The following is a 12,422-nucleotide window of genomic DNA, read 5'->3' as shown; positions in this document are numbered from 1 at the left end:
TCTGGAGAAGCACCGTGTTGAGGCGACTGACGATCCGGGCGATTCTGTGGGGGGTGATCGGCCTCCTGGGCGTGCTCATGATGGGAAGCCAGGTCCTGGATGGATGGCAGGACTGGTGGCAGCGCGAGAGGGCGCAGCAGGTGACGGCGCTGGCGCATGCGGATTCCCAGCTGTTCAACCTTCTCAGCGATATCCGCGTCGAGCGCAGCATGGTGCTGACCTCGCTGCTGTCTACCGGTGCCGCCACGGATGACCGGTTGCGCCAGCTCCAGAAGATCCGCGATGGCATCGACACCAGGTTTGGTGGGGTGCGGGAGCGTCTCTCGATGCTCGGAGACGTGGAGCCGGTCAGCGCATTGCTCGGTCAGGCCGCCCAGGAACTGCCGCCGTTGCGCCGGCGCGCCGACACGATGCTGCGGGACCCACACAGCGGTGTGCCGGAGGCGCGCTGGGTGGAGCAGGAGATGACGCGCGTGGTGGGGATGCTGAGCCGGGCGGAACAGCAACTGACGGTCCGGCTGCGCACCCTGGCCCCGACGACGAATCAGATGCTGACGCTGAAGCAGGCGGTCTGGATGGCACGGCAGAGCGCCGGCGAGGCAGCCAGCATATTGCACGCCGCGATGGCTCAGCGGCGGGCACCGACCCCGGCGGAAATGCAGCAAATGACCGAGAAGCGGGGGGAGGTCATGGCGAACTGGATTCTCGTGCGCGAAATCGTGGCCCGTGGCGATACCGCCAGGGAGGTGCGTGAGGCGCTGGCGGGGATCGGCACGAGCTTTCCGGAGGATTACCTGGCACGCTACCAGCGCAAGGCGGATGAGCTGATGGCGGGGCAGGCCGGGGCGGACGTGGAGGAGTTCCAGGATCGTGGGAGCGCCGAACTGGTCAGGGCGACCGATGTGGCGCTGGCGGCGTTGAGGGCGATCGACGGCATGGCCGAGGAGATCTCCGGCCGGGCGGCGGCGCAGATGCTCGGCATCGCGGTCCTGATGGGGGTCACCATCCTGCTGACGCTGGCGGGCCTGCTGGTGGTGTCGCGGCGCGTGACGCGGCCGCTGGCGGCGATGACCGATGCCCTGCAGGGCCTCGCATCCGGCAGGCTGGATCTGCAGGTGCCGGGGCTCGGGCGGCGGGATGAGATCGGCCGCATGGCCGCGGCGGCGGAAGTGTTCCGCGAAAGCATGCTGTCGGCGCGGCGGCTGGAGGCCGAGCAGGAGGCCGGGCGGCTGGCCGAGCTGCGGCGGGCCGAGACGCTGGGGCAGCTCGTGCGCGGCTTCGAGGGCCAGGTGGGCGAGATGGTGGGGATGCTCTCCGCGGCCTCGACCGAGCTGGAGGCGACGGCCCAGGGCATGTCGGCCGCGGCACGGGGCACGGATGAGCAGGCAGCGCGCGTCTCGCTCGCGGCCGGGGAGGCCAGCCAGGGCGTGCAGACCGTGGCGGCGGCGGCCGAGGAGCTGAGCGCCTCGATCCAGGAGATCAGCCGGCAGGTGATGCAGGCGAGCGCGGTGACCTCCCGCGCCGTGGAGGGGGCGCGGCGGACCGATGGGACGATGCGCGCCCTGGCCGAGAGCAGCGGGCGGATCGGCGATGTGGTGCGGCTGATCGCCGACATCGCCGGGCAGACCAACCTGCTGGCGCTGAACGCCACGATCGAGGCGGCGCGGGCGGGGGATGCCGGCAAGGGCTTCGCGGTGGTGGCCTCCGAGGTGAAGAACCTGGCGGCGCAGACGGCGCGGGCGACCGAGGAGATCGGCCAGCAGATCGCGCAGGTGCAGGCGGCGACCCAGGGCGCGGTGGGGGCGATCGAGGAGATCACCCGCACCATCGGCGAGGTCAGCGAGGCGACGGTGACGATCGCGGCGGCAGTGGAGGAGCAGACCGCGGCCACGGCGGAGATTGCCCGCACGGTGCAGCAGACGGCGCATTCGACCGGGGTGGTGACGGCGAGCATCGACGCGGTCAGCCAGAGCGCGCAGGAGACCGGACAGTCGGCGCAGCAGGTGCTGGCGGCGGCGGGCGAGCTGTCGCAACAGTCGGAGCGCCTGCGCGGCGAGGTGGGCGGCTTCGTCGCGCAGGTGCGGGCGGCCTGAGGCGGAGGTGGGCCCGTTCCGTCAGGCCCCGTTCCGTCAGGCTGTGAGCAGTCCGTTCTCGGCGGCCACCGCCTCGCTGCCCGGGAAGGCGCGGGCGATGGCCTCCGGCGCGAGGTGGAGATGGTCGCGCAGCAGGCCCTTGGCGATGGCGCGCAGGTCGCGGGTGGGGGCGAGGTCGCGCTTCTCGAAGAGCTGCCCTTCGGTGAGGCCGGGCCAGTCGGCCAGGACCCGGCCGCCGGACACGGCGCCGCCCATCAGGAAGGCCACGCCGCCGGTGCCGTGGTCGGTGCCGTTGTTGCCATTGGCGCGGGCGGTGCGGCCGAATTCCGTCATCACCAGCACGGCGGTGTGCTTCCAGGCCTCGCCGAGCTGGCCGCGCAGTGCCGCCATGCCGTCGTCGAGCTGGCCCAGCACGGGGTTCAGGCGGCGGGTCTGGTCGGCATGCGTGTCCCAGCCGCCGATCTCCATGGCGGCGACGCGGGGGCCGTCCTCGCGCGCCAGGAGGCGGCCGGCGGTGGCGGCGAGGCGGGTGAAGCCGCCATTGTTGCCGCCCATGCCGTCATTGCCGAGCACGCCGGCGGCATAGCCGCGCCCGCGCAGCCCGTCCGCCACGGCGGGGCCGAGTTCCGGGTCGGCGTGCAGGAGTTCCGCCATGCGGGCATAGAGATCCGGCGGCGGACGCACCGGACGGGGTGGGGCCCACATGCCGACATGCTGTGGCCCGCGCATCAGCAGCGGCAGGTCGAGGCCGATGGCGATGCCCTGTTCCGGCGCGCTGGGGCCGGGCTCGGGCATGCCGGACAAGGCGCGGTTCAGCCAGCCGGAGGTCAGGCGCTCGGGGGCGCCGCTCTCCATCATGTCCTGCGCCTCGAAATGGCTGCGGTTGCGGTAGGGGCCGGCGACGGCGTGGATGGGCAGGAGTTCGCCCTGGGTGAAGAAGCCGTGCAGGCTGGCGAGGCGCGGGTTCAGGCCGAAGAAGCCGCCGCAATCGAGCAGCCCGTCATCCTGGCCGGGCTCGGGCAGGGCGATGGAGCCGCGCAGGTCGCGGTAGTTCGCGTCGCCATAGGGGGCGAGGGCAGCCATGCCGTCCATGGCGCCGCGCAGGATCACCACGACGAGGCGCTGCGGCGGGCGGGGCGCGCCGGCACCCGCATGCACCGGGGCCGGAGTGTCGGCGAAGGCGAGGCGGGCATTGGCGGTGACCGCCAGGGCGGTGAGGCCCAGCAGCAGGCCGCGGCGGCCGAGGCGGGGGAGGTGCTCTCCGCTGGGGAGGCTGTCGGGGAGGGGGAGGCGGCTCATCGGCGCTGGAACTCCGCGCTGGCGAGGAGGAGGGCGATGGCCTCGCGCGGGGAACCCGCGCGGGCGACGGCCAGGCGGGTCTCGTCGCTGGCCAGGGGGCCGAGGGCGGTGTCGAGCACGGCCATCGGGTCGAGCCGGCCGAAGCGGCCGGCGGTCTCGAAGGACCAGTCGAGGCGCTGCATCACCGGCTCCGGCCCGAGCCAGTCGGGCGCGCGGTCGGGCCAGCCATTGGGCTGCAAGGCGGTCCAGATCGGCTGGTTGAGCGTGTAGCCGGCGCCATAGGCGATGCGGGCGACATCCTGCCCCTTGGCGCCGCAGGCGCGGAAGGCGGCGGCGATGAAGTCCTGCGGCGCGCGCAGCTTGCCAAAGGGCTGCGACCAGGCTTCCGGCAGGCGGGGAAGGAGGCGGGCGACGGCGCCGAGATCGCCATCCGTGTCGCGCCAGCGGCCGGCGATGCGGGCCACCACGTCGGGCGGCGGGTCGTCGGCCACGAAATGGCGGGCGAGCTTGAGCGCGACATGGCGGCGGGTGGCGGGGTGGGAGGCGAGGAAGCGCAGGGCCTGTTCGGCGGAATCCGGGCCTTCCTCGAAGCGTTCGCCCATCACCGTCTTGGGGCCGGGCTCGTGGTTCGAGGGGCGGAAGAGGGTGCCGAAGGGGTCCTTGTTGCGCTCCACGCCCCAGCCGGTGAGGAGGCGGGCGAATTCCGTCACATCGGCCTGGGTGTAGCCGCTGGCGGGGGAGAGGGTGTGGAGCTCCATGATCTCGCGCGCGAGGTTCTCGTTCAGCCCGCGTCCGCTGCGCTTGCCATAGGGGCTGTTGGGGCCGACCGAGGCGGTCTGGTCCAGGTAGTAGAGCATGGCCGGATGCCGGAAGACGGCCAGGAGCATGTCGGTGAAGCGGCCGGTGACATGCGGCCGGATGGCCTCCCGCAGATAGGGGCCGATGGTGGTGGAAACGGGATAGCCGGCGCGTTTGCTGACGGTGAAGTGGTTGGCCCAGAAATCGACGAGGCGCTCGCGATAGGGCTGAGGCGTGTCGATGCGCCAGGCGAGCTGGGCGGTGGCCTCGGCGACGAAGTTCTCCTCGATCGGGTTCTTCTGGCCGGGGGCGGGCTGCCCCATGGCGTCGAGGTCGCGCCAGATCTGGAAGCCGTCCGCCACGGTGCGGTAGCGGTCCTGTCCGGGCGGCGGCGGGGGCGGGGTGTCGGGACCGTCGAGCTGGCTGTCGAGCCAGGCGAGGGCATCGGTGGGAAGGGGCTGGTCCGGTCGCGGCCCGAGGCCGAAGCGGATCGCCGCTGCGAGCGGAAGCATGTCCATGCACCGGATGCTGCCCGCAGCAGCCGCCGGACCGGTCGTCAAGAAGAGTAACGAAGCGCAACCCGGGCTTCGGAAGGGGGGATCCTTACCGGAAAAGCGGGGTTTTCCAGCGGGCTGCCCAGTGGCTGGCGGCGCGTGGCCGCGTGCCGCAACACGCTTGGGACGGTTGACTTCCGGCGGAATTCATGGACGAACGTTCATCCACCCGCCCGGATCGTTCAGGCTTTTTCGGCCGGGGGTGGGGAAGGGCTGTGGCCGAGGCGCTTGTCGATCTCCAGCCGCAATTCCTCGGCCAGCAGTTCGGTCTTGGGGTCGATGGCCTCCAGCGTGGTGAGGAGAGTCTGGCAGAGGTCGCGCAAACCCTCCAGGAAGGCGTTGCCGCCCTGCTTCTGCGTCACCGCGGCCTGGAGGCGGTCGGCCTCGGCATGGTGCTCCTGTTCCCGCAGGTGGCGGACCAGGGTCTCGGTCTTGGCGACGGGGTCTTCGGTCATGGCTCCAGCCTATCCTGTCGCGGTCGGGGCCGACACGGGCGGCTGCGTCCCGCGATCGCGCCGGCTCCCGGTTCCTTGGCGGCGGGTCTGTGGCGCGGACCCGCCTGGATGGGGGCCGGATTGGCGCCCCAGGGGCCAGGATGCGCCAGCCCCTCCCCGAGAGAAAGGGGGGCGATCCTGAGCCCCCCGTGGCGTCTCAGCCGAAACGCCGGACATAGGCGGCCTTGATGGGGCAACTGCCTTCGGCCCCCCGCCAGGCGAGATAAGAGCCGGCACCCAGGGCCAGGATGTTCAGCAGCGGGTTGGGCCGGGGCCTGGCGCCGGCGGCGGCCAGTGCGAGGCCGCCCACGACATAGAGGGCGCGCTGGCCCAGGCTGAGCGTGGCGTCATCATCCCCGCCGGTGCGGGCGGGAAGCTGGCTGTCATAGGGCTGGTTGCCATAGGGCATGGGCTGAGTGGCCTGCTGGTCCATGGTCTGGGATTCCCTTGTCCGGAGGTGGTGCGTGCGCCATGCCGGGCGCTGTCTCCGGGACAACACCGCAGCCGGGGGAGGGTTCCATGCCGTGCGGGCCGGTGGGTCGCCGCGCTGGGAAGGCCGCGCGGGGCGGCCTTCCCCATTCTGGATTCCTTCCTGGGCCGCCTTCGTGTGGCCCCTGCGGGTGTGTCAGGCCGTTCGCCGGGTGGGCCGGCCATAGAGCCAGCCGGCGATGGTACCCAGGACGACCCAGAAGAGCAGGCTCGTCGCCGTGGCGGTCACCAGGAAGCGCCGCGCCAGTTCCGGCGGGGCAAGGGCGGCGTGCCCGGCCGGCTGCGGCGCGCCGGCCAGGTGCGGCAGGAGCAGAAGCACGATCGCCAGCGCGGCCCAGCCCGGATTCCGGGTGAAGGCGATCAGCGCCAGGGCCGAGGCGGTCAGGGCGGCGGTGGCCAGCCACCAGACCTGCCGCTCGGCCAGGGGAGCGGCCTCGGTGCCGGGGAGCTCCGGCGGCAGGCCGAGGCCCGGGGCCAGGGTGAAGACCGCGAAGCCGGCCAGGCCCCAGAACAGCCCCTGGCGCCAGCCGAAGGAGCGGTCGTCGCCGGGTGGCGCGCGCAGGGCGAAGCCCGACACCAGGAGAAGGGCGAAGCCGATCCCCGTCAGCAGGTCGGCCAGCAGCGTGTAGGCGATCCGCTCCGCGCCATCCGCGGGCGACCAGCCCCCGTCGTCATGCGCATGAGCCTCCGCGGGGGGCGCCGTGGTGGACGCTGTGGGGGGCTGGGCCGGGCTGGGCGTGGCGTGATGCGCGGGCGCCTCGGCGGCCTGCTCGTAGGTTTCGGCCTGCAGGATGATCGGCACGGTGCCGAGATTGTGCAGCACCGTGGCCAAGCCGCCGGACAGCAGGCCGGCCAGCAGGGCGGTGAGGAGAAGCCTCGGGAAGAGGTGCATGGCGGCGGCTCAGTGGCAGGGGAAGCCGTTCGAATGGCGCGTGTCGTGCGCGGCGTTGTGCAGGGCGTCGGCATGGGCGAAGCCGACGCCCCACAGCAGGACGGCCCCCAGCGCGGCGCTGAGCAGGGCGGCCAGGGCGGCGCGAGGCGGGCCGGGCGGCGAGGCCGGCGGTGGGGGAAAGGCTGTTGTGCATCGTGCTGTCTCCGGCCACCGCACCCCGCGGGGGCCATGAAGGTGTGTCCTGTGCCGGCAGGTCTCCTGGCTCGCGGCGCGATGGCGGGCGGCCTGCCTTCCCGGAGCCTGGAAGCTCCAGTGGCCCACCTCCGATGGGGGTGGAAAGGCCGCCGGCTCGCCGCTGACAGTTGCGGGGGCAGCCGCCGACTTGCCCATGGCGTGGGCGCACGGCGTTCCCTCTTCGCCCGCTCGCGCGGGACCGGCACGGGGCGAGGTTAGGGGCGAATGGCCCGGGGAAGGAAGAGGCGGGTGCGCGATCGGCTGGGAAGCCGGGCGGCGTGTTCTTTTTCGGGACGGTGGAAGGGGCGCATGGCTGGTTTGTCGAGTCCGGGGAGGCTGTTACAGGGAACGGCGTCTAAGGTTTGTGGGAAATTTTCCCACTGAGTGTATCCGGCATGTCTGACCATGACGGGATGCCGAAGCAGCGGCAGGCCATCCGCAGCCGCCCATCCGAAGGCCCGCAGCGGCCTGCCCGGGCGAGGAGCCGATGGGATCGGCGGTGGAGAAGGCTGGGCAAGGCGCTGATGCGCAGCCGGGCGGTGACCTGGCTTCCGTCCTGCTATCTGTCGCTCTGCCAGCGGACGATCCGCTGGGAACTGCGCGGCACGGAGCATCTGCGCGACCTGGCGGCGCGCGAACAGGGCTTCGTCCTGGCCTTCTGGCATGAATGCCTGCCCCTGATGCCTCTGGCCTGGAGCGCCTTCTGGCAATCCTCGCAGGCCGGGGTGGCGCGCAAGCCTGGACTGGTCCTGGTGTCGCGCAGCCGCGACGGCGGCCTGATCGGGCGGATGCTGCAGCGCTTCGGGCTCTGCGCCGTGGCGGGCAGTTCCTCGCGCGGCGGCATGGCGGCGGCCCGCCAGTTGCTGGAGGGGTTGCGCCAGGGCTCGATCGCCGTGGTGGTGCCGGACGGGCCGCGCGGGCCGCGGCGGCAGGTTTCGATGGGCGCGGTGCGGCTGGCCGCCATGGCCGGTGTGCCGGTGATCCCCTGCGCCGCGCATGCCCTGCCGATGCACCGGCTCGGCACCTGGGACCGGATGCTGATTCCCCTGCCCTTCGCGCGCGGCGTGGCGGTGGCCGGGCGCCCGATCATGCCCGGTGGTGGGATCGAGGGTGGGATCGGCGGGGAGGCGGCTGCCTTCCATGCGGCGGTGCTGCAGGACGCGCTGGACATGGCCGCCGACCGGGCGGCCGAGGCGGTGTGCGCATGACCGGCTGGATGCAGGGCGGGAGCGGCGGGTGGAACGTGCCGCCAGGGAACGGGCCGGCGCGGGGCGTGGCGATGGGGAATCGGCCGGTGAGCCAGGTGGGCGCGGGGATTCCGGCAAATGATGCCGGCGCCGGGCCAGGGGCGGACAGCCTGCCCTGGACGGTGCGGGAGCCGATCCGCCAGGGCGGCTGGCGGTGCATGAGCCGCTTCCCCGGCCTCCAGAACGTGCCGGTGCTGGTGCTGGACGTGGTTCTGGGCGAGGTGCCGGCGGTGTTCCGCTGGATGCCACGCAACACCGGGACGACGGAGGCGCGGCGAGGGGAATTCGCCTGGTTCGTGCCGGGAGGGATGCGCATCGAGCCCATCGGCTGGAAGCCGCTGCCCGAGGGCGGCGCATGGCCATGAGGCGGCGGGCGGGCGTGTTACAGGGCATGAGGTGCCGGGGGGACTGCCGCGACGGTGCATCGCTTGTGGCGGGAAAGGGGAACTCCGCATCCTGCCCGCGCAGATCGGGGGAGCAGCCCCCGCGGGATGCCGTTCCCCCTGATGACAGCGGCATCCCGGACCATGGGACCGACCCCAGCCGTCCAAGGGCCCAGGGTTGCCGGAGTAGCGCCCGGCCTGCCTCCCCATCCCGAGGATGTGAGAGGGGATGTGACTCCAGGCCGCACAGGGGTATGGGGCGTGGGGAGGCTGTTCCTGCCGCGCCGCGGGAAGCCGGGAGCGCCGTCGGGCGTTCTAATGGCTTATCCTTTCTTGGCGAGGTCCGGCATGAAGGCAGATTCCTCCCGCCCGCCAGTGACTCCGAGGCCCACGGACCCCTTCGATCTGTGGCTGCGGCAAAGCCTTCGGACACAGTTCGGCGACGGGGTTTTCGGCGATGGCGTCGCAAAGTCGGTGCCGCAGGACCTGTTGCGCCTGATCTGCGACAGCAAGGCCGAATGGGACAGCTATCGCGAGCGATGGCTGCCCGGCTCCAGCCTGGAGGGAGGCGAAGGGACAGGGACCGCCACGGGGGATCGCCAGCAGGACGGGATATCAGCCCCGGTGCCGGGCCCGGTCCAGCGCAGGACCGGCTGAACGGCACGGGATGGGGGCTGGAATGGGGGCTGGACTGCCCCCATCCGCCTGGATTTCATTCCGGCTTCGCGATATGTGCCTGCGCGGACGTGCCGGCCCCGCCGGTGGCGGGGCCTGATAGTGCTCCGGCACGCCCCTTCCTGAACCACCGCCGCGCGTGGCGGGAATCCGTTGGATAGCCCGCCCGTGGAACTACTGGTTTGGAGCCTGGTGGTGCTGATCTTCGTGCTGGCGGCGCTGTCCTTCCTGTTCGGGGATGATCCCTGAGGGGGTGACTTGCGGGGTGAGGCTGGTGCCGGGTGAGGGATTTGAACCCCCGACCTTCTGATTACAAAAACGCCCGGACAGCCCGCCACGGCCCGCCGCGACGCGACAGGCGCCGACAGAAGTGAGTTAAAACAGCATATTGAAGGATGGGGTCGCCGCCAGCGTGCGACAGGAACCGCCCTCACTACCCGTTCAAATGAGTCCGGGATGAGTCCGGGAAACCGGCGTCAGAGCCCTGTGCAGGGTCGGGCGTTCGGTCCATGTTCTGCTGCGGCGGGGAACACCAAAAATGCGGTGTTCTAGGTGTTCTTGGTGTTCCACACATAGAAATATAAGCAGTTTCAGTGTTCTAGGGTGGGTGTGGCTGGAACACCTTACATTTCGTGAGGTGTTCTTGGTGTTCCAAGCAATAACAAGAGGTTAGCGAATTGGGCGCCCCCGATGGTCCCGCGCGCAGGCGGATGAAGCTGGGAAAACGGGAGATTGACGCCCTCTCGTGCCCGCCTGGGCGACGCGATGTGATGGTGTTCGACGCCGAGCTGCCGGGCTTCGGGGTTCGCGTCACGGACACCGGCCGCAAGGTCTTCCTTTTCCAGTACCGCCTCGGCTCGGGTGCGGTGCGTCGCCTCACGCTGGGTGACTATGGCGCGATGACGCCAGCGCAGGCGCGGGCGGCGGCCGAGCAGGCCCGCGCGCAGGCCCGTGGCGGTGGCGACCCGGTGGCGGATCGGCGGGAGAAGAACCGCTCTACCCTGGCCGCTGAGGCGGCGGCGAGGAAGCAAAGCGAGGCCGATGCACTGACCTTCGGGGTCTTGGTGGAGCGTTGGGCCTCTATCGGCCTGCGGGACAGGCGGCCGAGCTACCGTACCGAGGCGCGCCGCGCGCTTCTCGTGAACCTCGCCAAGCTGAAGGAGAAGCCGGCGCACTCCATCGACGCCGCTGGCGCGCAGCGCGCCCTCGACGGCATTTCCGAGGACCGAGGCCCTGTCATGGCCCGGCGCAGCCTCGCCTATGCCCGTGCCATGTTCGGTTGGGCGACACGGCGCGGCCTGGTGCCGATGAACCCGTTCTCGGGCCGAGTGACAGAGGGCAGGGACGTGCCCCGCGACCGTTGCTTGTCGGACGCTGAACTGGGGGCGGTGTGGCGGGCCTCTGCTGGGCTGGGCTTCCCATACGGTCCCTGGGTGCGGGTCCTGCTGCTGACGCTGCAACGAGAGGGCGAAGTGGCCGGAATGCGCTGGGCCGAGCTGGCGGCGGACCTGTCCACTTGGACTGTGCCAGCCGAGCGGGCGAAGAACGGCAAGGCGCATCTCGTCCATCTGGCAGAACCGGTGCGCGCAGAGCTGCGGCGCATCCCTCGGCCGAAGGGGGCCGAGCTGGTGTTCAGCACCACGGGCAAGACACCGATCTCCGGCTTCTCCAACGCCAAGGAGCGCCTATTGCGAATGATGGCGAAGGAGGCGGCCGAGGCCGCCGACACCGCCACCGATGAGGGCGAAGCGCCACCGGAGCCGCCAGCGTGGCGCTTCCATGACTTTCGCCGCACGGGTGTGACGGCGCTGGCGCAGGAAGGCGTGGCGCCGCACGTCGCGGATCGGCTGCTCAACCATGTCCAGGGCACGATCCATGGCGTCGCGGCGATCTACCAGCGGCACGAGTTCCTGCCCGAGCGAGAGGCGGCGCTGCGGACCTGGGCACGCTACGTGCTGCGCGTCGCCACCGTGCCCGACCGGCAGGCGCAGGCTAGCAACGTCCTCCTGCTGCCCGTCCGGCCCCGGTAGGGCACCGCCAGCGGATCAAGGCTCCCTGTGCCAGCCCGATCCAGCACGAGTGTCTAAATAGAGCCTGGTCTATTGAGGCGTCTCACGCCGTCCCCGAGAAGCGCCCCAAAGTGTCTCGTACGAATTGCTCTTGCATTTTGGGACAATTGCCCCTTAGGACGTTATAGACCCTATGAGACAGTTTGCCGCCATGCAGATCGGTTACGCCCGCACCTCCACCGTGGAACAACTCGCCGGGCTGGAAGGACAGGATCGCGATCTGCGCGCCGCCGGCTGCGAACGCATCCTGTCCGAGCGCGTGTCGTCGGTGGCGGCCCGGCCCCAACTCGACGCGGCGCTGGCGCAGCTCCGGGCCGGGGACACGCTGGTGGTCACGAAGCCTGACCGCCTCGCCCGCTCGGTGGCCGATCTTCTGGCCCTGGTGGCCCGCATCGAAGCGGCGGGGGCGGCGCTGCGGGTCCTGTCCATGGGGGGACAGGAGGTGGACACGCGCACCCCCACTGGGCGCCTGATGCTGACCATGCTGGGGGCGGTGGCGGAGTTCGAGCGCGGATTGATGCTGGAACGCCAGCGCGAGGGTATCGCCAAAGCCAAGGCGGAAGGGAAGTACCAGGGCCGCGCCCCGACTGCGCAGCGGCAGGCGGCCGAAGTGATGCGGCTCAAGACTGAAGGGGTGCGGCCGGTGGACATTGCGCGTCGCCTGGGGATGGGCAGGGCCTCTGTGTATCGCATCCTCGGCAGCAGCACGTTACCGCCTACAGGTAACGTGCCCGAGCAGAAGTAGCCAGAATCGTCTCAGTGGTTTGGCGGTGGTGCTAGCGACATGAACAGATTCGCTGCCTAAGCCTCCTTAGCCAGCTGCCTATCCCAACCGCCTCGAAGTTCTCCGGCCGCTGGTTGAGGTACCGATCGCGGTTCGATCGTCGCGGTGAGAATGTCATGCTGTCGGCAGCATTCGGAGCTGCCAACAGCATTAACCCCTGGCCTCGTCTCGCCAGCGGATGCGACGCCACGGGCCAGACCACTGTCCGGCCCGGATGGTGCGTTCCCACATCCAGGGGCCTTGTCTTCCCACCTGCCCGAAGGCCGTGCCGTTGCCGGTCTTCTCGTCATGGAAGCCCGCCATGAGGGGATACCGGCGGGAAGTGATCCGAAGAAATGCCAGGCGGCTAAGAAGGGGATCATGCATCCTGCGGACAGGAGATCGGCGCCGGGGCAGGGAACGTCCCGCCCC

12 protein-coding genes and 1 riboswitch are annotated in these 12,422 nt (G+C 71.0%); of the genes, 6 read left to right on the top strand and 6 right to left on the bottom strand.

The window, feature by feature from the left end; translation table 11 throughout:
* Window positions 1-17: 17 nt before the first annotated feature.
* Entirely contained in the window at window positions 18-2,093 is a 2,076-nt protein-coding gene (locus MVG78_RS21625) for a methyl-accepting chemotaxis protein (protein WP_282615022.1), read from the top strand.
* Between the two features lie 36 nt (window positions 2,094-2,129).
* Here MVG78_RS21625 and MVG78_RS18360 read toward each other — a convergent pair whose 3' ends face one another.
* The 6 genes from MVG78_RS18360 to MVG78_RS18335 all read right to left on the bottom strand — a co-directional run bounded on the left by MVG78_RS18360 (window position 2,130) and on the right by MVG78_RS18335 (window position 6,835).
* Window positions 2,130-3,392, bottom strand: a complete 1,263-nt coding sequence (locus MVG78_RS18360; protein ID WP_247554739.1) for a DUF1501 domain-containing protein — start codon at window positions 3,390-3,392, stop codon at window positions 2,130-2,132.
* Window positions 3,389-4,708, bottom strand: a complete 1,320-nt coding sequence (locus MVG78_RS18355) for a DUF1800 domain-containing protein (protein WP_345892842.1) — start codon at window positions 4,706-4,708, stop codon at window positions 3,389-3,391. Before MVG78_RS18355 ends, MVG78_RS18360 begins: the two co-directional genes overlap by 4 nt.
* A 218-nt stretch (window positions 4,709-4,926) precedes the next feature.
* Window positions 4,927-5,199: a hypothetical protein gene (locus MVG78_RS18350; protein WP_247554737.1), complete on the bottom strand. Its 273-nt coding sequence runs from the start codon at window positions 5,197-5,199 to the stop codon at window positions 4,927-4,929.
* A 196-nt stretch (window positions 5,200-5,395) separates the two neighbouring features.
* A complete protein-coding gene (locus MVG78_RS18345) occupies window positions 5,396-5,671 on the bottom strand; it encodes a hypothetical protein (RefSeq protein ID WP_247554735.1) in 276 nt (91 codons plus the stop codon).
* Window positions 5,672-5,863: 192 nt separating this feature from the next.
* Window positions 5,864-6,619, bottom strand: a complete 756-nt coding sequence (locus MVG78_RS18340) for a CbtA family protein (RefSeq protein WP_247554732.1) — start codon at window positions 6,617-6,619, stop codon at window positions 5,864-5,866.
* 9 nt (window positions 6,620-6,628) lie between these two features.
* On the bottom strand, window positions 6,629-6,835 hold the full coding sequence (locus tag MVG78_RS18335; RefSeq protein ID WP_247554729.1) for a CbtB domain-containing protein: 207 nt from the start codon (window positions 6,833-6,835) through the stop codon (window positions 6,629-6,631).
* A 15-nt stretch (window positions 6,836-6,850) separates the two neighbouring features.
* Window positions 6,851-7,072, bottom strand: a riboswitch (cobalamin riboswitch).
* A gap of 320 nt (window positions 7,073-7,392) precedes the next feature.
* Here MVG78_RS18335 and MVG78_RS18330 point away from each other — a divergent pair.
* From MVG78_RS18330 to MVG78_RS18310, 5 genes are all read left to right on the top strand, one after another.
* Complete coding sequence (locus tag MVG78_RS18330; RefSeq protein ID WP_247554726.1) at window positions 7,393-8,061, top strand: lysophospholipid acyltransferase family protein; 669 nt, start codon at window positions 7,393-7,395, stop codon at window positions 8,059-8,061.
* Between the two features lie 86 nt (window positions 8,062-8,147).
* Window positions 8,148-8,465: a hypothetical protein gene (locus MVG78_RS18325; RefSeq protein ID WP_247554723.1), complete on the top strand. Its 318-nt coding sequence runs from the start codon at window positions 8,148-8,150 to the stop codon at window positions 8,463-8,465.
* Window positions 8,466-8,831: 366 nt separating this feature from the next.
* Window positions 8,832-9,140 (top strand): hypothetical protein, encoded by a 309-nt coding sequence (locus MVG78_RS18320; protein WP_247554721.1) that lies wholly within the window; start codon window positions 8,832-8,834, stop codon window positions 9,138-9,140.
* Window positions 9,141-9,928: 788 nt separating this feature from the next.
* Complete coding sequence (locus tag MVG78_RS18315) at window positions 9,929-11,188, top strand: tyrosine-type recombinase/integrase (protein WP_345892841.1); 1,260 nt, start codon at window positions 9,929-9,931, stop codon at window positions 11,186-11,188.
* 190 nt (window positions 11,189-11,378) lie between these two features.
* Window positions 11,379-11,972, top strand: coding sequence for a recombinase family protein (locus MVG78_RS18310; protein ID WP_247554719.1), 594 nt, complete (start codon window positions 11,379-11,381; stop codon window positions 11,970-11,972).
* Window positions 11,973-12,422 lie beyond the last annotated feature (450 nt).

This window comes from Roseomonas gilardii subsp. gilardii (genome assembly GCF_023078375.1).
GTDB classification, from domain to species: domain Bacteria; phylum Pseudomonadota; class Alphaproteobacteria; order Acetobacterales; family Acetobacteraceae; genus Roseomonas; species Roseomonas gilardii.
The sequence above is the reverse complement of the archived record's forward strand: the minus strand, read 5'-3'. Positions and strand labels throughout refer to the sequence as shown.